This is a genomic window from Novosphingobium sp. ERW19 (genome assembly GCF_012641315.1).
In the GTDB taxonomy this organism is placed as follows: domain Bacteria; phylum Pseudomonadota; class Alphaproteobacteria; order Sphingomonadales; family Sphingomonadaceae; genus Novosphingobium.
Genome location: NZ_JABAIC010000005.1, coordinates 333135 through 353243 on the forward strand (window position 1 = coordinate 333135; position 20109 = coordinate 353243).

Annotated in this window: 16 protein-coding genes; 5 read left to right on the forward strand and 11 right to left on the reverse strand. The window is 65.1% G+C overall.

Going from position 1 to position 20109, the window contains the following annotated elements:
* Nucleotides 1–44: 44 nt before the first annotated feature.
* The 4 genes from HGI46_RS12450 to HGI46_RS12465 all read right to left on the reverse strand — a co-directional run bounded on the left by HGI46_RS12450 (nucleotide 45) and on the right by HGI46_RS12465 (nucleotide 6724).
* Entirely contained in the window at nucleotides 45–2252 is a 2208-nt protein-coding gene (locus HGI46_RS12450; protein WP_168904427.1) for a TonB-dependent receptor, read from the reverse strand.
* Between the two features lie 234 nt (nucleotides 2253–2486).
* On the reverse strand, nucleotides 2487–3875 hold the full coding sequence (locus HGI46_RS12455; RefSeq protein WP_168904428.1) for a TolC family protein: 1389 nt from the start codon (nucleotides 3873–3875) through the stop codon (nucleotides 2487–2489).
* On the reverse strand, nucleotides 3872–5008 hold the full coding sequence (locus tag HGI46_RS12460; RefSeq protein ID WP_168904429.1) for an HlyD family efflux transporter periplasmic adaptor subunit: 1137 nt from the start codon (nucleotides 5006–5008) through the stop codon (nucleotides 3872–3874). The genes HGI46_RS12455 and HGI46_RS12460 overlap by 4 nt, the downstream gene beginning before the upstream one ends.
* 3 nt (nucleotides 5009–5011) lie before the next feature.
* Complete coding sequence (locus HGI46_RS12465; RefSeq protein ID WP_168904430.1) at nucleotides 5012–6724, reverse strand: ABC transporter ATP-binding protein; 1713 nt, start codon at nucleotides 6722–6724, stop codon at nucleotides 5012–5014.
* Between the two features lie 315 nt (nucleotides 6725–7039).
* Here HGI46_RS12465 and HGI46_RS12470 point away from each other — a divergent pair, with 315 nt between their 5' ends.
* Together HGI46_RS12470 and folD are read left to right on the forward strand one after the other, a co-directional pair.
* A complete protein-coding gene (locus HGI46_RS12470) occupies nucleotides 7040–8530 on the forward strand; it encodes a phosphomannomutase (protein ID WP_346766728.1) in 1491 nt (496 codons plus the stop codon).
* A 44-nt stretch (nucleotides 8531–8574) separates the two neighbouring features.
* Nucleotides 8575–9438 carry a bifunctional methylenetetrahydrofolate dehydrogenase/methenyltetrahydrofolate cyclohydrolase FolD gene (folD, locus tag HGI46_RS12475; protein WP_168904431.1) on the forward strand — a complete coding sequence of 288 codons (864 nt, stop codon included), beginning with the start codon at nucleotides 8575–8577 and terminating at the stop codon, nucleotides 9436–9438.
* A gap of 142 nt (nucleotides 9439–9580) precedes the next feature.
* Here folD and HGI46_RS12480 read toward each other — a convergent pair whose 3' ends face one another.
* Genes HGI46_RS12480 through HGI46_RS12490 form a run of 3 tightly spaced genes read right to left on the reverse strand, consistent with a single transcriptional unit; the run spans nucleotide 9581 to nucleotide 12600 of the window.
* Complete coding sequence (locus HGI46_RS12480; RefSeq protein ID WP_168904432.1) at nucleotides 9581–11101, reverse strand: DHA2 family efflux MFS transporter permease subunit; 1521 nt, start codon at nucleotides 11099–11101, stop codon at nucleotides 9581–9583.
* On the reverse strand, nucleotides 11088–12158 hold the full coding sequence (locus HGI46_RS12485) for an HlyD family secretion protein (protein WP_168904433.1): 1071 nt from the start codon (nucleotides 12156–12158) through the stop codon (nucleotides 11088–11090). The genes HGI46_RS12480 and HGI46_RS12485 overlap by 14 nt, the downstream gene beginning before the upstream one ends.
* Nucleotides 12145–12600, reverse strand: a complete 456-nt coding sequence (locus HGI46_RS12490) for a MarR family transcriptional regulator (RefSeq protein WP_168904434.1) — start codon at nucleotides 12598–12600, stop codon at nucleotides 12145–12147. The genes HGI46_RS12485 and HGI46_RS12490 overlap by 14 nt, the downstream gene beginning before the upstream one ends.
* A 52-nt stretch (nucleotides 12601–12652) precedes the next feature.
* Here HGI46_RS12490 and HGI46_RS12495 point away from each other — a divergent pair, with 52 nt between their 5' ends.
* Together HGI46_RS12495 and HGI46_RS12500 are read left to right on the forward strand one after the other, a co-directional pair.
* Nucleotides 12653–14233, forward strand: coding sequence for an acyl-CoA dehydrogenase family protein (locus tag HGI46_RS12495; RefSeq protein ID WP_168904435.1), 1581 nt, complete (start codon nucleotides 12653–12655; stop codon nucleotides 14231–14233).
* The gene (locus tag HGI46_RS12500) at nucleotides 14233–15084 is read left to right on the forward strand and encodes a MaoC family dehydratase N-terminal domain-containing protein (protein ID WP_168904436.1); all 852 of its coding nucleotides are present in this window, start codon (nucleotides 14233–14235) and stop codon (nucleotides 15082–15084) included. The genes HGI46_RS12495 and HGI46_RS12500 overlap by 1 nt, the downstream gene beginning before the upstream one ends.
* Nucleotides 15085–15102: 18 nt before the next feature.
* Here HGI46_RS12500 and ribB read toward each other — a convergent pair whose 3' ends face one another.
* Genes ribB through HGI46_RS12520 form a run of 4 tightly spaced genes read right to left on the reverse strand, consistent with a single transcriptional unit; the run spans nucleotide 15103 to nucleotide 19101 of the window.
* On the reverse strand, nucleotides 15103–16377 hold the full coding sequence (gene ribB, locus HGI46_RS12505; protein ID WP_118075469.1) for a 3,4-dihydroxy-2-butanone-4-phosphate synthase: 1275 nt from the start codon (nucleotides 16375–16377) through the stop codon (nucleotides 15103–15105).
* A gap of 60 nt (nucleotides 16378–16437) precedes the next feature.
* Nucleotides 16438–17346, reverse strand: coding sequence for an iron-containing redox enzyme family protein (locus HGI46_RS12510; RefSeq protein WP_168904437.1), 909 nt, complete (start codon nucleotides 17344–17346; stop codon nucleotides 16438–16440).
* A 37-nt stretch (nucleotides 17347–17383) separates the two neighbouring features.
* Entirely contained in the window at nucleotides 17384–18739 is a 1356-nt protein-coding gene (locus tag HGI46_RS12515) for an AarF/ABC1/UbiB kinase family protein (protein WP_168904438.1), read from the reverse strand.
* Complete coding sequence (locus HGI46_RS12520) at nucleotides 18736–19101, reverse strand: DUF393 domain-containing protein (protein WP_168904439.1); 366 nt, start codon at nucleotides 19099–19101, stop codon at nucleotides 18736–18738. Before HGI46_RS12520 ends, HGI46_RS12515 begins: the two co-directional genes overlap by 4 nt.
* Nucleotides 19102–19197: 96 nt before the next feature.
* Between HGI46_RS12520 and HGI46_RS12525 the strand changes: the two genes are divergently transcribed.
* Nucleotides 19198–20085 (forward strand): LysR family transcriptional regulator, encoded by an 888-nt coding sequence (locus HGI46_RS12525; RefSeq protein WP_168904440.1) that lies wholly within the window; start codon nucleotides 19198–19200, stop codon nucleotides 20083–20085.
* Nucleotides 20086–20109: the final 24 nt, after the last annotated feature.

Consider the following 20109-nt stretch of genomic DNA (forward strand, 5'->3'; position numbering starts at 1 on the left):
ACCGCCACTTCTTCTGTCGGCCCCGCGCTAGTCCCCCAACACGATCAGAACGCCCGCTTCACGCTCGCGCCCCAAGTCCTCGGGGTGCCGACGTGGTTGTAGTCGAAGCCGAATCCCGAAAGGTCGATGCGTGAGGTGAAGTAGGTCTGGTCGGTGAGGTTGCGGCCCCAGAGTGACACCGTCCAGTCGCCGCGCACGTAATCCATCCCGGCGCCGAGCAGGGCGTAGCCGCCCTGGCGCAGTCGCGGGATGTTGACGATCTCGAAGTATTGCGAAGAGACGTAAGAAGCATCGGCGCGCAGCGTGAGGCGGGCGCTGCCGGCCTCCCATGCGGTCCAGTCGATCGCGGCGTTGGCGGTGAGGGCAGGGGCGTTGGACAGGTGGTGGCCGCGCACGTCGAGGCCGCTGATCACGCCGCGCGTCGCCCGTGCATGGAGCAGGCCGAGCCCGGCGTTGAGCGAGAGGGTGGGGAGCGGCCGCGCGTCGATTTCCAGCTCCGCGCCATAGATGCGCGAGCGGTCGAGGTTGACCAGCGTCTGCGTGGCGTCGGCCGGGTTGACCGAGAGGAACTGCTGGTTGCGGTAATCGTACCAGAACCCGGTGAGCGAGAGCGAGGCCATGCCGCCGAGCCGCGTCTTGGCCCCGGCTTCGAGAGCGTCGAGAATTTCGGGTTTGGCGACGCCTGCCTCCGACGGATCGAAAAAGGCCTGCGCGTTGAACCCGCTGGCGCGATAGCCGCGGCTGTAGCTGGCGAAGATCAGCGTGCCATCATCGCGCTTGTGATCGAGCGCGAGCTTGCCCGAAAGGTTGTTGCCGGAAAAGCGCCGGTCAAGCGGGGCAATCGGCGTGGCGACGAGGACGCCATCGACGCCGCGGATTTCGGACGTCAGCCCGGCTTGCAGGCCCGTGTCGTGGGTGAAGCGCAAGCCCCCGCGCAGGGTGGTGCCGCCGCCCAGCTTCAGCCGCGCATCGCCGAACAGCGCCCAACTCCGCTTGTCCTGATCGAAGCGGTTGGAGATGACGCAGGCGAACAGGCTGGTGTTAGCGGTGCAATCGTCCACATCGACGCGGCCATTGCCGTCGACGTCAAGATCGGTCCAGAAGTTGAGGTCTGTCGAATTGAACAGGTCTTCGCGATGATGGTGCGCGCCCACGATCAGGCTGAGCGGGCCATCGCCCTCCCACGCCAGCCGCAGTTCCTGGCCGAACTGGGTGCCGCGATCGGTGTAGGGGATTTCGAGCACCTGAAGCGGGCTGCCGTCGGTGTCCTCGGGCACGTAGAGGCTGCCCTTGTCCCAGCCGGTAACAGAGATCAGCGTCAGCGTGTCGGACAGCTTGAATGTGCCGGTGAGCGCGGCAGACCAGGTGCGGGCAAGGCGGCGGGCGGTGAAGTTCGCTTCCAGTTCGCGAATGCCCAGCCCATCGCGGAAGTAGCTGCTGCCCTGGCCATAGGCTTCATAAGCGCCGTTGCCGACACCATCGGGGCGCGGCTTGGAATAGTTGCCGTAGTTCTGCGGGCGCTGCAGGCTGGTCGAAAGCCGCAGGATCAGCTCGGCACTGTCGGACGGTTGCCACAGCAGCGTGCCGCGCACGCCGTATTCGCGCGTCGAGGATAGATCCGGCTGACCGGGCAGACGGTTGCGGAACCAGCCATCGGCACGGGCGGCGGTGAAGGCAACGCGCGCGGCGAGAGTGGGCCCGAGCGGCATGTTCAGCGCGCCCTGTGCTTCAAGGCGATTGTAATTGCCCGCGCCCAGCTTGAAGTAGCCCTCGCTGGCGAATACCGGACGGGCCGAAACGTAGTTGATCGCGCCACCGGTGGTGTTCTTGCCATAGAGCGTGCCTTGCGGGCCTCGCAGCACCTCGACGCGCGATAGATCGTAGAGTGCAAGGCCGAGGAAGGCGAAGTTGCCCTTGTAGACCTCGTCGTAATAGGCGGCGACAGGCCCAGCCTGGTTCAGGCTGAAGTCCGACATCGAAACGCCACGCAGCGCGAAGATCGGGGTATTCTCACCGACCGTGGCGCTGAAGCGCAAATTTGGTATGCGCGCGGCGAGATCGTCAGCCTGAGTCAGGCGCGCAGCTTCAAGGTTCTCGCCTCCAAGCACGGAAAGCGAGATCGGCACATCGCTCGCCTTCTCCGATCGCTTCTGGGCCGTGACGACGATTTCGTCCTGCGGTTCGGACGGTGCTGGCAGTTCCGCCGCAGGGGCAGGAAGAACGGCGGCAAGGCCAGCGGCAACAAGGGACATTCGAAGGCTCCGGGGAAGGGGAGCCCCGGACTAGGCGCGGTGTGGTTTACACCTTCGCAGGGAAGCCATCCGCAGTTGTCCTTAGGCGGCGTGGACAAATTCCACGGCGCCACGGCTGGAGGCAAAAACCGCCCGCTCAAGGAGGCGAGGAAGCGCAATATCGGGAATATTGTGCGACGAGCCGACGCCGAAATGGCGGTTTTGGTCCAGCCCCGCAGGGGTTGTCCACGCCGCCTAAAGGCCGAGTTGCTCCCGGTCGGCCAAGGCGGCGACGAGTTCGGCCTGTGAAGCGGCATGGCGGTAGTTCGCGTCGATTTCGCGGATCGTGGCATCGGCCAGCGCTTCTTCGCGCAAGTTGACGACGAGGAAGTCGCTGGCACCGAGCGAAAAGCGCCGGCGTTCCGCTTCCGCCATCTTGCGGGCGAGCGCGGCCTCGGCGATGGCCAGGCCTGCAAGCTTCTCCGCACCGGTCACCTGCGTCCGCAAGTTGGCGATCTCCACGCCAATCTGGTCTTCAAGCAGGCGCAGACGCAGCGACAGCGCATCCTGCTCGGCGGCAACCTCGGCAATACGTCCCTTGGCCGCGCGCTGTTCCAGCGGGACCGAGAAGCGGAGGCCAAGAATGCCCTCTGTCGGGCGGCGGATCGGCGAACCGTCACCGATGTCTTTCGAGGCTTCCACGCGCACGTCCAGCCGGGGCTTCAGCTCGTTTTCGGCCAGTCGAGCCCGTATGCCGGTCTGTTCTATCCGGGTCAGCAGAGCCTGAAGATCGGGTCGGGCGGCAATCGCCGTGCTCTGGTCGACCAGACGCGGCATGACGCCATCGACAAGGCGCGGCGGCAATCGGTCTGACGACGGGACGACCGGCTGCCCGAGGCCATCGCGCAGGAACAGCGACAGGGCATTGGCCTGCAGTTGCAGGTCCTGCTCAGCACGCACGAGCAGCGCTTGGCGGCGCACGATGTTCTGCTGGTTTTCGGTCCCCAGGATCGCAGGCCGCGCGCCCAGCTGGATCTGCCGCTCGATCGAATCCTGCCGTTCCTTCGCCAGATCATAGATCTCGCGGTAGATCTTCACACGCAGCCCCGCCGCGACCCACAGCTGGTAGGCTTCGATCGCGCGTCGCTGCACCCCGATGGCCACCAGATCCCGATCAAGCTCGGCCAGTTCGATGTCGAAGCCTGCCAGTTCGCGCCGTCCCCGCCGCTCGTCGATCACCCGGTCGCGCAATAGCGAAAACAACATGCCGGCCTTGATCTCGCCGAATTCGTTGGTGACCGACTTGCCTTCGTACGAGGCGAAATCGCCAATCGACTTGCGGTAGCCTCCATAGACCTGACCGCCGTTGTTCTGGAGCGGCCGATAGGCGGAGACCTCGGCGGTGGAGCCGTTGTAATATCCCAGCGGACGGGCAGTGGCCTCGGCGTTGAAGACAAGGTCGAACTGGCCTTCGGCGCTGAGCAGGCGGGCATCGGCCTGCCGTTGACGCGCCATCGCCTCGAGGATCTGCGGCGCATGGGTGGCAGAGGACTGCAGCACCTCACGCAGCGTCAGCTCCTCCGCTCGCGCCGCTCCCCCAAGGGCGAGCAGCGCGAGGAGTGCCACGAAGAGACGCGCGATCACTTCGCTTCCTCTTCCTCGCCGTAGCCTTCCCCGGCTTTCGCCCCGCTCTTTGCCTTTTTCGCGTCCTTGTCAGAAAGGGCCTTGAGACCATTGCCCTTGCGCGGACCGGCGTCCACCGGCGTCGGGAATTCCAGCGGGAAGTCGTTAAGCTGGCGCCACAGTTCGTAGGCGATCGTCACGGTCTCCATCTGGATCCAGCCACGCACCTTGGAACCGAGGCGGACGTAATTGTCGTTCGGCCAGGCAGGCTTGCCCGGCATTGGCTCCACGAGCACGCGGAACAGGCCACTGGGCTGGGCCGAAGGGTCGATCGTCAGCACCCGGCCATCGAACATGCCCTGCGCAACCGAGGGCCAGCCGCTGAACTGGATGGCCGGCCAGCCTTCGAAGTTCAGGCGCACCGGCTGACCCTTGCGGACCAGCGCGGCATCGCGTCCATCTACGAGCAGTTCGACCACGCGCTGCTGCCGCTCGGGTGCGATCGTGGCGAGGAGATCGCCGGCGCTGATCAGAGTGGCCCCGGCTGCGGTATTGAGCGAAAGCACGCGGCCGTCGCGCGGTGCCCGCACCAGCTGCGCCGACTGCCGGTTGAGCGCGATATCCACCTTGCTGAGCTTGGCGCGGGCCTCGGCCAGCTTGGCGTTGAGTTCGGCCACCTTGATCTGCGTCGCTTCGTAGTCGCGCCGCGCCGCCAGCCCCTCGGCATAGAGCTGCGATGAACGGTTAACGTCCAGCCGCGCGGTTGCCATGGCCTGCTCGGCCGCGCTGATCTGCGCCACCACCTGCTCCCGCTCGGCCGCCAGGCGGATCAGCAGGTCGGGGTCATTGTCGATGATCCGGGCGATCGGATCGCCCTTCCTGACCTGCTGGCCATCGACCACGAACCAGCGCTCCACGCGGCCCGGGACCAGTGCGGTGACCTGCTGCACGCGGTCTTCGGGGTTTAGCGCGATGACATCGCCCCGTCCGGGCGCGGTCTGCACCCATTTCACCGCGAAGAGCAGGACGAGCAGCAGCGGTATGCTGATGGCAATCATCCGCCCCAGCGTGCGCGTGGTGCGCGGCACTCGCAGACTGGCTAGCGTGGTGAATCCCGTAAGATCGTGCGAACGGGGAGAGGCCTTGGCAGCCATGCTTCAGCCCTCCCTTCCGTTATAGGCGAAATGCATCACGTCATCGACGGTAAGGCCCTCGGCCTGGCTGTCCGGCCCGATCCACAGCCAGGAGTCGCGCTTCAGTCCCTCGGGCCGGTTGGTGAACTGCAGGATCGTGGTACCATACGGGCGCAGCGCCGCGAATACGGCTTCGAGCCTTGCCGGCGGCAGCATGTCGTAGATCGGTGAAAGCATCAGCACGCGCGGGCGGGCGATCAGCGCGCCAGCAAGCTTCAGCGCCATGGTCTCGCCCACGGTGAGCGGATAGCCAGAGCTTGACAGCAGCGCATCAAGGCCACCCGGCAGCGAGCCCACGCGGCGATCCAGACCGACAAGCGCGAGCGCATCGATCTGCGCCTCGGGCCGGGAGGGATCACCAAGGCTGAGATATTCGCGCACCGACATTTCGACGATGGTCGGCCGGTCGAGCACGATCACGTCCGAGCGCAGGCGGTACATGTCAAGCGTGGCAAGGTCTGCCCCGCCCACCGCGACGATGCCCGAACGCGGCACTTCCAGCCGCTTGAGCAAGGTGGCGAGCGTACGCTCCACCCCCGGCGCGGCGAGCACGCCGACTTGCGCGCCGCTCGGCACCGAGAAATCGAGAACGTGATCTCCGTGATGGACCTGCCGCAGGCGGATCGCGCCATCGGGTGGGCAGGCGGCGTTGTCTCTGGGCGCCGCTTCCTGCGGCACTTCCCAGAACAGGTGCAGCTCTTCGAGGCTGGCGGACAATTCGTAGAACACCTCAAGATAGGTTCCGAGTTGCGCCACGCCATAGAACACGCCGGACAGGATCAGCTCGGCAGCCACCAGCTGTCCGATGGAAAGCTCGCCCTGCAGGATCAGCCAGCCGCCCATTGCCAGCAGACCGGCGCTGGCCAGGGCGTAGAGCAGCAGCAGCGCCAGCGTCTGGCCGAAGGTATAGCGGAAGTGGTGGCGATGCGCCGCCACATAGCCCGCAGTCATCTCTTCCGAACGGTTGATGGCATAGGCCATGTGGCGGCTGGACTTGTAGACACCGTTCGAACCGCCGACCGTGCCGAGCCAGTGCGCCGTCGCATGCTTGGCATGGCTCTTGGCCACCGCGCTGGCGATCGAGGCATTTGCCCAGATGCGCCAGATGATCACCACCAGCAGCACCAGCACCAAATTGAAGGCCAGGAAGAACGGGTGGTAGAAACTTGTCACCACTAGCCCGACAAAGCTTTGCAGAACGATGGTAAAGCCACCGATCAGCAGGCTGGTCAGCGTCTTCTGGACGATGCCCATGTCGAAGAAGCGGTTGAACAGGTCACCGCGGCGGGCGTCCACGAAAAACGGATTCTGCGCATGGACCGCGCGCAGCGTTATTTCCGCCACGAGCCGGGCGAAGAATCGCCTTTCGAACCGGGCCAGCAAATGCACGCGAAACGCGCTCAGCACGCCCCAGATCAGCAGCAGCACGAACAGGATCGCCGCCAGCGTCAGCAGCGGCGCGGGCAGGGCCGTATTGGCAACCGAATTGATCAGCAACTGCACCGAGATCGGCGTGGCCAGCGACAATAGCGAAATCGCAACGCCAAATAGCAGCGCGAGCCGCACGAACGACGCATCCGGCCCGAGAACCTGCCGCGACCAGCGGAAGAAGTCACGGATCGTGGGTACGGGGTGGTGCGCCGCAGGAGCGGACGGGTCGGTTCGGGCGGCTGCCATCGTTTTTAGAGAATCCGTTCTTCGCAGTTGCAGCACAAATGGGGAGGGTTCGGTATCTTTGTGCCAATGTTGTGTGAACTTTTTTTGCTGTCCTGCAAGATGTGCCCTTGGCACGATGGACGATAAAGTATGCTCAGATCGGCTTTTCCCGGGGGAACGTAACGTGCTTGCCCCGGTTCCAAGCCAAACGAGCTAACGTGCTTTGCCAGCTTTCGCCTGTGCGGTATGGGCAGGGTCGGCCAGGCGGCGCAGGCTCGCGATTGGAAGGAAAAGTCTTTGCAAATGAACGCAATAGGTTCTGAATCGGGTGTCTCCGTGTCGGAATTGATGGCCTCGAGCGGGGTTCCCTTCGGCACCAGCGGCGTGCGCGGTCTCGCTTCGGCCATGACCGACAAGCTCTGTCACGCCTATGCCAGCGCCTTTCTGCAGTACCTGCGCCAGATTGGAGAATTTTCGAGCGGGGATCGCGTAGCCCTTGCCGGAGACCTCAGAACCAGCACGCCACGCATCCTCGCTGCCTGCGCCACCGCCGTGCAGGATTGTGGCGGGGAAGTGGTTTTCTGCGGCCTCACGCCCACCCCCGCGCTTGCCTTCCACGCGATGGGTCTGGGCATCCCCTCGATCATGGTGACTGGCAGCCACATCCCGGCAGACCGCAACGGCATCAAGTTCTATCGTCCCCATGGCGAAGTGCTGAAGAGCGACGAGGCGGGCATCGTCGGGCAGCGCGTGACGATTGACCCGGCCCGCTTCGGTAATGACGACAGCCTGTTAAGCCCCGCTGCCCTACCCGAAGTTACCCCGGTAGAGGACGAATACATCGCCCGTTACGTCCGACATTTCGGCCCGGATGCGCTGTCAGGGCTGACCGTCGGCGTCTATCAGCACACCGCGGTCGGGCGCGACGTGCTGGTCCGGGCAGTCGAGGCGCTGGGAGCCAAAGCCCTGCCTTTTGGGCGAGAGACGGTCTTCGTACCAGTGGACACCGAAGCGATCCGCGAGGAGGACATTGCGCTTGCCGCCATGTGGGCGGCGGAGAACCAGGTGGACGCGATCATCTCGACCGATGGCGATTCCGATCGTCCGCTGGTGGCTGACGGGAATGGCACCTGGCTGCGCGGCGACATCGTCGGCCTGCTGTGCGCGCGTGCCGTCTCGGCGGACGTGGTCGTCACCCCAGTCAGTTCCAACACCGTGCTGGAGTTGAGCGGGGCCGCGCCCAAGGTCGTGCGCACCCGCATCGGGTCGCCCTATGTGATCCGGGCGATGATGGACGCGGCTGAGGCAGACCCTGCAGCGCGGGTCTGCGGTTATGAAGCCAATGGCGGCTTCCTGCTGGGCAGCGCGGTGGACGATCTTGCGCCACTGCCGACGCGCGATGCCCTGCTGCCGATCATCGCGGTGGTGTTGAACGCAAAGACCCGTCCCTTGGCCGAAGTCGTGGCCGAACTGCCGCCGCGCTTCACCTTCTCGGATCGCGTTGCCGATTTTCCGCAGGATCACAGCGCCGCCCTGATCGCGTTCCTCAGCCACGGCGAGGAGGACGAGCAGCTTGCCCGCATCGCCCGCCTGTTCGGCGAAATCGCCGGCTTCCCCACCGGCATCGACACAACCGATGGCTATCGCATGAGTTTTGCCGATGGTGCGATCATCCACTTCCGTCCCTCGGGCAATGCGCCGGAATTGCGCTGCTATAGCGAGGCGGAGACCGAGGAGAAGGCACGCGATCTGAATGCACGGGCACTGGCTCATGTGCTGGCCGACGTCGTGCCCGAAGCGGTTGCATTCAGAGCGTCTCACCGCTAATATTGTATGCAACACATACAATATTAGCGGTTGAGGAACAGGCGATGGCCCAGATTATCGATGGCAAGGCGCTGGCTGCGCAAGTGCTGGCACGCGCCGCCGCGGACGTGGCGGACATCGTTGCCGCAGGTGGCGATGCGCCCGGGCTTGCCGTAATCCTCGTCGGCAATGATCCGGCGAGCGAGGTCTATGTCGGGCGCAAGATCGCGCAGTGCCGCAAGGCCGGTATCCGCTCGATAGAACATCGCCTGCCCGCAGACACGGCGCAGGACGTTGTGCTGTCCCTGATCGAAGAACTCAACGCCGACCCGCAAGTCCACGGTATCCTCGTCCAGCTGCCGCTGCCCAAGCACATCGATGCCTCGCTGGTGCTTGATCGCATCGATCCGGGCAAGGACGTCGACGGGTTCCACCCGGTCAACGTCGGTCGTCTTTCGACCGGAACCGGCGGCCTCGTGCCGTGCACCCCGCTGGGCGTCATGCTGCTGCTTGACAGCGTGATCGATGACTATCGCGGCCTGAACGTGGTGGTGATCGGCAAGTCGAACATTGTCGGTAAGCCGGTGTCGATGCTGCTGCTCGAACGCGAGGCGACCGTGACGGTCACCCACATCGAGACGAAGCACCTGCCCGATGTCGCGCGCAAGGCCGATATCATCGTTGCCGCCGCCGGTGCGCCGCATCTGGTGCGGGGCTATTGGGTGAAGCCGGGCGCCGTGGTGATTGACGTGGGTATCACCCGCGTGGTCGACCATGATGGCAACACGAAGATCGTCGGCGATTGCGCGACGCATGAACTCGATCACGCCAAGGCGGTGACTCCGGTGCCGGGCGGGGTGGGGCCAATGACCATCGCCTGCCTGCTCAGCAATACGGTTCTGGCGGCAAAACGCGCGACAGTTGCATAAAACGCAAATTTAGAAGCGTTATTCTCATTTGCGGGAATCCGGCAAAATGCGCATACCGAAAAGGCCTTTCAGGCATCCTCTCCCAAACTTCAAAAGGGGCTGGCGCAAGTCGGCCCCATTTTTTTGTCCAGCGCTGGCAGAGTCAGCGCGGTGGCGCGGGCTTGGCCGGCTTCACCAGCATCAGCAGGGGGATCGCCACCACGCAGGCCATCGCCATCGCATAGAAGTCGTTGATGTAGGCGATCATCGCAGCTTGCTGGTTGACCATGCCATCCATCACCCGGAGCATCGTTTCACCAGTGCCGCCATAGGCAGTGATCCGGTCGAGATCGAACGGCACCAGCGTGCGCGTGACATGCGCGCCAAGCTCGGCATGGTTGACCTGAATGTTGCGGGCCAGTTCCACCGAGGCGGCGGAAATGCCGATCGAGGAGCCGAGGTTGCGCATCAGGTTGCCCAGGCTCGAGGCATCGGTGCGCAAGTGCGGCGGCAAGGTGGCAAAGGAGATCAGGTTCATCGGCATGAACGTGAACGACAGGCCCAGCCCCTGCAGCAGCCCGGCCATGATGATCGGGCCACGCGGCATCTCCAGCGACCAGCCGGTCATCAGCCACATCGAGCCGCCCATCAGCAGCAGACCGAGCGCGAGCAGGGCGCGAGCGTCGATCTTGGTCATGAACCGCCCGAACAGAGTGATCGACGCCAGCATGCCGATGCCGCGTGGGGCCAGCAACATGCCCGATTGCAACGGTGTGTAGCCGTAGATCTGCTGAAGCAGCCCCGGCAGCAGCGCCATGACCGACATCATCACCAGGCCGATCAGGAACATGAAGGCAAGGCCTACGGTGAAATTGCGATCATGGAACAGCGCCGCCGGAAACAGCGGCTGCGCAGTGCCGGAAAGGTGGAAGATCGCCAGCCACGCCCCGGCCAGCGCCACCACCGCGTAAGCGACGATCTCGGCCGACGCGAACCAGTCGAGCGTCAGGCCCCGGTCGAGGATCAGCTGGATCGCCGACACCGTCAGCGCGACCAGTACCCAGCCGGTAATGTCCACGCGCCGGTGCCTGGTCGGCGTCTTGGGCAGGTAGAGCCACAGCAGCAGGAAACAGATCAGGCCAACCGGCAGGTTGACGTAGAACACCCAGCGCCAGTTGTAATTGTCGGTAAGGAATCCGCCGATGATCGGCCCGGTGATCGGCCCGAGCATGACGCCCTGGGTATAGAGCCCCATCATCTTGGGCCGTTCTGCAGGCGTGCTGGAATCGAGAGTCACTGTCTGCGCCAGCGGCGAGAGGAACGCCCCGCCAAGTCCCTGCAACACGCGGAACAGCACCATCTGTTCAAGGTTCTGGGCAACGCCGCACAGCATCGATGCCACCGTGAACAGCAGCACCGAGGCGAGCATCATGGTGCGGATGCCGAACTTGTCCACCAGCCAGCCCGCCAGAGGCAGCGCCACGGCCGAGGCAAGCACATAGCTCGTCAGCACCCAGGTGATCGTGTCCTGCGTCGCGCTCAACGATGCCGTCATGTGCGGCAGGGCGACGTTGGCGATCGTGGTGTCCAGCGTGTACATGACCATCGCCGCCATCGCGCCGACCAGCATCAGCGGCCGGTTGCGCGAGACCAGCGGTGGTTGTTCGGCGCTACTTGCCGACATGGACGGTGACGTCGGAACTTAGACCGGCGATCAGTGGACGCTCCGACTTGCTGTCGATGGCGATGCGCACCGGCACGCGCTGGATCACCTTGACCCAATTGCCGGTGGCGTTCTGCGCCGGAAGCACGGAGAATTCCGAACCCGTGCCCGCGCCGATGGATTCGACGTGGCCCTTCAGCTTCAGGCCAGGATAGGCGTCGATCTCGATCTCGGCGGGCTGGCCGGGCCGCATGTGGTTGAGATCGGTTTCCTTGAAGTTTGCATCGACCCGGGCGCTGCCATCGCGCACGATCGAGACCATCGGCACGCCGGGGAACACCATCTGCCCCACCTGAAGCCGCGTGACCTGCGTGACCACGCCATCGGCTGGCGCGCGCACGACGGTGCGCTCCATGTCGAGCGTCGCCTTGGCGCGATTGGCCTGCGCCGCAGCGATGGCAGGATTGACGCCGGGCACTTGCGCGCCGGTTGCCAGTTCCGAGCGGGCCTGCGCCACCTCGGCGCGGATCGAGACGATGCGGTCGCGCGCCACGGCAACGGCATGCTCCGCCGCATCCATGCGGGCGCGGGTGTTGAACCCCTTGTCCATCAGCGCCTTCTCGCGCGCGAAGTTCGCCTGGGCGAGGGCAAGGTCGTCGTTGGCGGCAGCAAGATCGGCGGCCTTGGCGGCAACGTCGGCGTTCAGCGCAGTGACCCTGGCCTGCGCCGTGGCGATCTGCGCATCGGCCTGGCGGATCGTGGCGTCGAAAGTGGCGGGGTCAATCGTGAACAACACGTCGCCCGCCTTGACGTGCTGGTTCTCGCGCACGTTGACCTTGGTGATCAGGCCGCTGACTTCGCCCGCAACAGCGACGATGTCGGTCTTGACATAGGCATTGTCGGTTTCGACCGTGCCCTGGTTGCCGAACCAGTACCACAGTGCCCCGACAACAATGACAACCGGTCCAAGCACCATCAGCATCGTGCGGGTACGCCTGGAACGCGTCTCGCCAACGTGCTCCTTCGCGGCTTGGGCAGCGGGCGCATTCTGGGGGGGAAAAGGATCAGCCTCGGCCATGGATCAGGTTCGCTTCAGGTGTGGTATCATCGGAAAGGTTCATGCGCACGCGTTCGAGCAGCGAGAGGAGCTGGGCATGTTCGTCGTCGGTCAGGCCGGAAACCGCCTCGCCAATGGCTTGCTGCGCCAGCGGTGTCATCGACCGGATCAGCTCTTCGCCCTTGGCGGTGAGGTAGAGGCACCAGCAGCGCCGGTCCGCCGGATCGTCGCGCCGTTCGACGAGACCCAGCTTCTCGAGCCGGTCGATCATCCGCCCGGCGGTGATCGGCTCAACCTCGAGCCATCCGGCCAGCGCGCCCTGGTTGGTGCCGGGATCGCGCTGGATCGCAGCCAGCATGCGCCACTGCGGCCCGGTCACGCCAAAGTGCTGGGCACTGGCGGCAAAGCGCTTGCGGAACAGGCGTCCGACGTCAGATGACAAGAAGGCCACGTTGACTTTCATGGCATGGCGATAATAGCAATGCTTACATTCTACAATCCGGAAAAAGAACAGGATGTTTGAGGAGGAATTGGGTGCGGCGCGGCGCTATCAAGCAGCGGCGCAGGCGGCGCTGGCCGGGCGGCTGGAAGGTGCGCGGATCGACGAGCACCAGCGTGCGGCGCACGGCTTTGCCTGGATCGCGACGAGCGTTGCCGCGCTTGAGGCGGTGGCGGCTTGGGCCGAATGCACCGGTGGCGCGCTCGATGAAACAGTAGCCCGGCTGGCCTTTGCCGAGACGCTGGGCCAACTCGTCGGCGGGTTGCCGATGGGCCAGAACGAGATCCTGCGGCCGGTAGATCTGGGGCTGATCGCCGCGGCGCGCGGACTGGCGCAGGACTGCGCGGACCTGCTCGAAACTGACCACGCCAATGTCCGCGCGCAAGTGGTGAGCGCTCTTGCTGCCGGGCAGTGGCCTTCGGAAAGCCTTGGCGATCAGGAGCTCGACACAATCCGCGACCAGTTCCGGCGATTCACCGATGCCGAGATTCTGCCCCACGCCCACAAGTGGCACCTCGCCAATGCGCTGATCCCGGACGAGACGGTGCGGGCAATGGCCGATCTCGGCACGTTCGGGGTCTGCATCCCCGAAGAGTTCGGCGGGCTTGGCCTCGGCAAGCTGGTGATGTGCCTCGTTACCGAAGAGCTTTCGCGCGGCTGGATCGGCGCAGGCTCTCTGGGTACCCGCTCCGAGATTGCGGGGGAGCTGATCGTGCTGGGCGGGACGCAGGCACAGAAGACGCAGTGGCTTCCGGCCATCGCCAGCGGGGAGGTCCTGCCGACAGCGGTGTTCACCGAACCCGATACCGGCTCAGACCTCGGCTCGCTGCAGACCCGCGCACGGCGTGAGGGCGAGGGTTGGGTAATCGATGGCGCGAAGACGTGGATCACCCACGCCGCCCGGTCGGACCTGATGACCATGCTGGCCCGCACGCGCCCTGATGCCAAAGGCTATGCCGGGCTGTCGATGCTGCTGGTGCCCAAGCGTCGGGGGACGCAGGCTGAACCCTTCCCCGAACCGGGCATGAGCGGCAGCGAGATCGAGGTGCTCGGCTATCGCGGCATGCGCGAATATGCGCTGCAGTTCGATGGCCTGCGCGCACCCGGCGATGCTCTGCTCGGCGGCGAGGAGGGGCAGGGCTTCAAGCAATTGATGCGCACGTTCGAGGGCGCGCGCATCCAGACCGCCGCGCGCGCCGTCGGCGTCGCCCGCCGCGCGCTGGAACTGGGGCTCGACTATGCGCGCAGCCGCCAGCAGTTCGGCAAGGCGATCGTCCACTTCCCGCGCGTGGCCGACAAGCTGGCGATGAGCCTGGTCGACATGGTCCTTGCGCGCGAGCTTACCTATGTCGCCGCCCGGGCCAAGGATTCAGGCAAGCGCTGCGATATCGAGGCCGGCATGGCCAAGCTGCTGGCAGCGCGCGCGGCATGGTCGAACGCCGATGCCTCGCTGCAGATCCATGGCGGCAACGGCTACGCGCTCGAGTACGAGATCAGCCGCGTGCTGTGCGATGCACGCATTCTCAACATCTTCGAAGGCGCAGCGGAAATCCAGGCGCAGGTCATTGCGCGCGGGCTGCTGGAAGGGCGCAACTGATGGGTGAATGGCAGAACTGGATCGGCCGGACCGAGCGCCGCACGGATCGCGCCGACGCCGCACTTGCCGCGCGCTGGCTGGCTACGTTCGATCGCGCTGCGCCCGCCGACGGGGCCATGCCGCAAGGCTTCCACTGGTGCCTGTGCACGCCCGATGCGCCAACGTCGACCTTGGGGGCCGACGGTCACCCGCTTCGTGACGACAGCCCGGACAGCTTCCTGCCGCCAGTGCCGCTCCCGCGCCGGATGTGGGCGGCAAGCAAGGTGGAATTTGTTGCGCCGATCATGCTCGGCGCGGCGGTTGAGCGGCGATCGTCAGTTGCGACGATCACGGAAAAGCAGGGCGCCAGCGGCGCGCTGGTCTTTGTCGAAGTTGCGCATGAGACGCTGAGCGATGGTGAAGTGGCCGTGCGCGAAGTGCAGAGCGTGGTCTATCGCGCCGCCGCAGCCGCCGGATCGCCCCTGGTGCCGCCGCCATTGGGGGAGGGCGCTTTCCATCCGGGGCCGTGGACCGCGCACCGCACGCTGACCCCGGACGAGCCGCTGTTGTTCCGCTATTCGGCGCTGACCTTCAACAGCCACCGCATCCACTATGACCTGCCATATGCCGCTGAAGGCGAGGGCTATCGCGGGCTGGTCGTTCACGGCCCGCTGACGGCCACGCTCCTGCTCGATCTCGCGCAGGCAGAGCTGGGCGACAATGCGCTGAAGAGCTTTGCTTTTCGCGGGCTTTCGCCGGCGATCTGCGGCGAGGCGCTGCATCTGGTGATGCGCGGAGAAGAGCGCGCGCTGGAGCTTGCCGCCTTCGCTGCCGATGGGCGTCAGGTCATGGCGGCAAGCGCCACGACCTGATCGCCAACTCGGGCAGCCTCAGTTCGCCGGGATCGCCCGCTCGCCAACGATGTTCAGGCCATAGCCTTCGAGCGCGACGAGGTTGTGGTGCGAGTTGGTCAGCAGGATCATGTCGTGAATGCCGAGGTCGGCGAGGATCTGCGCGCCGATGCCGTAGCTGCGCAGCTCCATGTCATGCCCGGCGGTGCCGCCGACCTCGCGGATCAGCTGTTCCGGATCGGTGGGCATCAGCAGCACGATGACGCCTGAGCCTGCCTCGCCAATCTCGCTCATGGCGCGCTGGAGGATGCGCTTGCGCGGTCCCGGTTGGCCGAGCACGTCGGACAGGACCGAGATCGAGTGCATGCGCACCAGCGTCGGCGTGTCGGGCAGGATGTGGCCCTTCTGCAGCACGAGATGGACCGAGCCGTCGACCTTGTTGCGATAGGTCTTTATCGTGAATTCGCCGCCGTAATCGGTATGGAACGGTGCCTGGTTGAGGCACTCGACCAGGTGGTCATGGCGGCGGCGGTAGGCGATCAGGTCGCGGATCGTGCCGATCTTGAGGCCGTGCTTGCGGGCGAACGGGATGAGGTCGTTGAGGCGCGCCATCGTGCCGTCGTCGTTCATGATCTCGCAGATCACGCCCGAGGGGTTGAGTCCGGCAAGGCGCGGCAGGTCGACCGCAGCTTCGGTGTGGCCAGCGCGGACGAGCACGCCGCCATCGCGGGCGATCAGCGGGAAGACGTGGCCCGGCGTCACGATATCGTCGCGGCCCTTCATGGCATCGACGGCCACCGCAACGGTGCGCGCGCGATCCGCCGCGGAAATGCCGGTGTCAACGCCTTCGCGGGCCTCGATCGAGACGGTGAAGGCCGTGCCGTGGCGCGTGCCGTTGTTGCGGCTCATCAGTTCGAGGCCGAGCTTGTCGGCACGTTCGGAGGTCAGGCACAGGCAGATCAGCCCGCGGCCATGGGTAGCCATGAAGTTGATGGATTCAGGCGTTGCCATCTGTGCGGGGATGACGAGATCGCCTTCGTTCTCGCGGTCCTCGTCATCGACGAGGATGACCATGCGGCCATTGCGGACGTCGGCAATGATTTCCTCGACCGTCGCCAGCGCGAAGTCCTCGTCATCGCTGTCGTCCATCGCTCGTTCAAGCTTGGTCAGCGTATCCGCGGTCGGGTTCCAATCCGGCGAGAGCGCATCGCGCAAGGTGTTGGGGTGCAGACCGGCCGCGCGGGCGAGCGCCGCCCGCGATATGACCCGATCCTCGATGAGCTTGCGCGCACGCGCCACAATGTCCTGTGCCATGAGTCGCGTGTGTCACATCGCGATGGCGCAGGTCAACCTGAATCACATCCCGATGTGCGATTATCCCCAGAGTGTCGCACGGTAACGTGCAAAACAGCGCTTGCCGCACATTAGGCGCATCAGCGCACCTTCGGCCATCGCCGTGGCGCGGCGCGGGTCTACCTCGACCAGCGGCCGCAGTGCCTCGCGGTTCCAGTCCTCGCTGTGCTTCACGTCGAGCACGGCATGAAGATCGAAGTAGCGGCGTTCACGGTCGGACAGGCCGATGCGGCGCAGGCCCTTGGCGACCATGGCCGAGCGGCCCGGCGCCGTCAGCTCGATCACGCCCAGCGCACCGACCGAATGCCATGCGAAACCGCGATTGGTGGCCATGCCGGTCATCGCGTTGGCGAGAGCAAGGCTTTCCCACACGGTGTTCTCGATGGTCGGCTCCACGCCCATGGTCACGGCCAGATCATTGAGCATCGGCCCGTGCATCCCGCGCACGTTGCCACGGCCCATCTCGTCCCAGTAGTTGCGGGCAAGTTCGAGCTTCGCGCTGACCGGGAGCTTGACCTGGGTATAGGCGACAAGATCATCGAACCCGGCTTCGCCTGCCGCTTCCTGTTCGAAGAACCAGCGCAGCTGCACTTCGTTGGCGCTGTCGGCCAGCCACGGGAACAGCGGGTCACCTTGGCCGGGGCCGGTCTGCTTGAGGTCCTCGAACCATTCGACGAAGCCATCAACATCAGTCGGCGCCTCGCGGGCGCGGTCGGCCACCTCGGCGCGCAATTCCTCGAGGAACGAGGTTTCTAGATAGCGCATCTGCGCTTCATGCTCGAAGTGCTGGTTCCAGTCCGAGGACGGAAACTGGGGGCTCAGGCGCTCACGGTTCCAACGCGCCAGCGCCTGCTGGATCGTGTCGCTTTGGAAGCGGGGGGCCTCCGAAGCGGGGAGGGAGGTGCTTCGCTGGTGGAGATCTATCTGCATGAAACGAAAACGGAATTTCCGCTCGCCTGTTCCGTTGCTAACCCAATGCGCGACGAAGCGTTTGCTGTGGAGGACAGTCGCCGCCGATTGCCTCTGCCACCATCTCGCACAACGGCAACTGCGCCTTCATGCGGATGGCGAGCAGCGCTGTACCGCTGACCTTGCGCTGCACGAACAGCGTATCGACCGGGGGAACTTGCCACGAAGCGCGGTCCGCGGCGACCTTCTCGGCTTCGGCCCGCACCCGCTCGACAAAGGAGCGGTCGGAGAAATCGAACAGACCGGGTTTTCCAAGATGGCCGATCAAAACGTCGAGCATCCGGTCAAAGGCTGCGCCGTGGCGGGCAAGCTGCTGATCTGAAACGAAACCGACCTTGGTCAAGGCGGCCCGCAAGGCATCGCGGTCCTCCGCCAGCCCCGCCATCAACATCCGCCGGTAGGCCTCGGTCGTGGCCCCCGGAACCTCGCGCGCGGCACCGAAGTCAAGCAGCACCAGCTTGCCGGTCTCAGGCTGCCAGCGGAAGTTGGCGAAGTTCGGATCGGTCTGCATGAAGCCGAACGCAAACAGTTCGCGCAAGGTCAGGCCAAGCAGCGCCCCCATCACCTTGTTGCGCACTTCGAGAGGCGCGGTGAGAAGGCTTTCGATCGGACGCGCTTCGATGAAGTCCATCGCCAGGACGTTGCGGCCCGAGAGGGGGGCGTATGCCTGGGGGACGAGAAATGCGTCCTCGCCGGCAAGCATCTTGCCATAGCGCTGCATCATCTCTGCCTCGCGGAGATAGTCCGACTCCTCGTGGAGTTGCCGCTTTGCCTCGGAGAGTTGGAGATTGATGTCGAGGCCCTGCGGTAGCAGCCCCGAGACGCGCAAAAGCGTGGCCACATTGTCCACGTCAGCGTCAATACTTGCAGCAATTCCAGGGTATTGCACCTTGATGGCCAGCACCCGGCCATCGGGCAGGACAGCCTTGTGCACCTGCCCAATCGAAGCAGCTGCAATCGGCTGCGCCCCGAAGTGCCGAAACTTCGCGCGCCAACCTGCACCCCACTCCGCGCTCAGCACACGCTCCAACTGGGCAGGCGGCATGAAATGCGCCGAATCCCGCAATCGGGACAGAATTTCGGTCAGTTCGCGCGGAAGCACGTCACCGGCATCGAGCGAGATCATCTGCCCCAGCTTCATCGCCGCGCCGCGCAGACGAGAGAGCTGGTCGGCAACTCTCATGGCATTTCCGGGGGTTAGCAGCAGGTCCGAAAGCTTCGGCGCCTCGCCGCGGGCAAGCCGCCGCGCACCTTCGGCAAGCACCCCACCGGCCACGCCCCCGGCCAACTGGCCGAACGCTGCCAGCCGCGAAAGCCGCGCCGAGGGCACCTTGCGATAACGCGATCCGCTCATTTCAATAGCCTTTGCAGTGCAGGACGGATCACAAGAAATGAGCGATAACAACGCTCCAGCACGATTTCCAGGGGGCGCCAGCGGGCCAGCAAGCCCAGCCAGCGCAAGGCCGGGATCGCACGCCACATTGCCGCAAACGCCGCCGCGCCGGAAAGGACTTCTCCGCCCTCCTGCACATGGAACCGCGCGAGCGCGGCCTCTCGGTCGATCGGGCAGGCGGCAGCGCAATCGGCAATGTCGACAAAGGCGATGACGCCCTGGCGATCCAGCCGCCTTATCGCCGCGATCTCGCGCGAGCAGAGCGGACAGGCACCATCGTACCACACCGTCAGGCTCCGTTCCGAAAGCTGGGCACTGTCCATAGGTGCCCTATGCGCCCGCCTGCTCCCTTGCGAGACCTGCCATTTGGGGAAGTATCTCGCTTGATAGGTGCATCCTATCAACCTAGGCATGAGGCCATGCACCCGCGCCAGCTCCGCTATTTCGTGACCATCGCCCGCCTGCGGCACTTTGCCAATGCCGCGCAGGAATGCGGCGTTTCACAGCCAACGCTGTCTGCCGGGCTATCCGCGCTGGAGCGCGAGGTTGGCCATCGGTTGATCGAGCGGGACCGGCGCTTTGTGGGGCTGACGCCGCAGGGGGAGGCAATGCTGCCCTGGGCCGAACAGATTCTCGGCGCGGTGGCGGGGATGACGAGTTCGGTGGCGGCGCGTTCTGCATCGATTACCGGGCAATTTGCCCTTGCCGCCATCCCTGCGGCGCTGCCGCTTGCCGGCCAGTTCGGCGACACTCTGCTTCAGCGACATCCGGGCCTGAGCCTGTCCGTACGCTCTGCCACCTCGCGCGAGATCGAGCGCGCGCTGAACACCTTCGAGTGCGATGCGGGCCTGACTTATCTCGATCACGAAACTCCGGCCAATGTGCTGACCGTGCCGCTTCACGCAGAGCGTTACCTGTTCGTGACGCGCGCGGATGGCCCGCTCGGCGGTCTGACGGAAATCAAGTGGGAAGAGGCTTCTGTGCAACCGCTGTGCCTCCTTCACCAGGGCATGCAGTTCCGCCGCATACTCGACGCGCGCATGCTGGATCGCGGGCTGGCGATAACGCCGCGGGCGGTGGCGGACAGCTATGTCACGCTGTTTGACCTCGTCCGCTCCGGGGGCTTTTGCACCATCGTGCCCGATACTTATGCCAGCCTTCTGGCAGGGTTGCCGTGGGCATGCTGCGCGGTGCTGGACGATGGCGACATGCCACGCCGCATCGGCCTGGTCGTGGTCAATCGCGTGCCGCTCAGCCCTATGGCCAGCACGGCGCTGGCCGTTTCGCGCAGCCTTGCCGGACTTTGATAGAAGAGCTCTATCAAGGTTCGA

Coding starts and splice junctions, on each gene's coding strand:
- HGI46_RS12450 (WP_168904427.1), bottom strand. CDS start 2,252: ATGTCCCTTGTTGCCGCTGGCCTTGCCGCCGTTCTTCCTGCCCCTGCG.
- HGI46_RS12460 (WP_168904429.1), bottom strand. CDS start 5,008: ATGGCTGCCAAGGCCTCTCCCCGTTCGCACGATCTTACGGGATTCACC.
- HGI46_RS12465 (WP_168904430.1), bottom strand. CDS start 6,724: ATGGCAGCCGCCCGAACCGACCCGTCCGCTCCTGCGGCGCACCACCCC.
- folD (WP_168904431.1), top strand. CDS start 8,575: ATGGCCCAGATTATCGATGGCAAGGCGCTGGCTGCGCAAGTGCTGGCA.
- HGI46_RS12480 (WP_168904432.1), bottom strand. CDS start 11,101: ATGTCGGCAAGTAGCGCCGAACAACCACCGCTGGTCTCGCGCAACCGG.
- HGI46_RS12485 (WP_168904433.1), bottom strand. CDS start 12,158: ATGGCCGAGGCTGATCCTTTTCCCCCCCAGAATGCGCCCGCTGCCCAA.
- HGI46_RS12490 (WP_168904434.1), bottom strand. CDS start 12,600: ATGAAAGTCAACGTGGCCTTCTTGTCATCTGACGTCGGACGCCTGTTC.
- HGI46_RS12495 (WP_168904435.1), top strand. CDS start 12,653: ATGTTTGAGGAGGAATTGGGTGCGGCGCGGCGCTATCAAGCAGCGGCG.
- HGI46_RS12500 (WP_168904436.1), top strand. CDS start 14,233: ATGGGTGAATGGCAGAACTGGATCGGCCGGACCGAGCGCCGCACGGAT.
- ribB (WP_118075469.1), bottom strand. CDS start 16,377: ATGGCACAGGACATTGTGGCGCGTGCGCGCAAGCTCATCGAGGATCGG.
- HGI46_RS12510 (WP_168904437.1), bottom strand. CDS start 17,346: ATGCAGATAGATCTCCACCAGCGAAGCACCTCCCTCCCCGCTTCGGAG.
- HGI46_RS12515 (WP_168904438.1), bottom strand. CDS start 18,739: ATGAGCGGATCGCGTTATCGCAAGGTGCCCTCGGCGCGGCTTTCGCGG.
- HGI46_RS12520 (WP_168904439.1), bottom strand. CDS start 19,101: ATGGACAGTGCCCAGCTTTCGGAACGGAGCCTGACGGTGTGGTACGAT.
- HGI46_RS12525 (WP_168904440.1), top strand. CDS start 19,198: ATGCACCCGCGCCAGCTCCGCTATTTCGTGACCATCGCCCGCCTGCGG.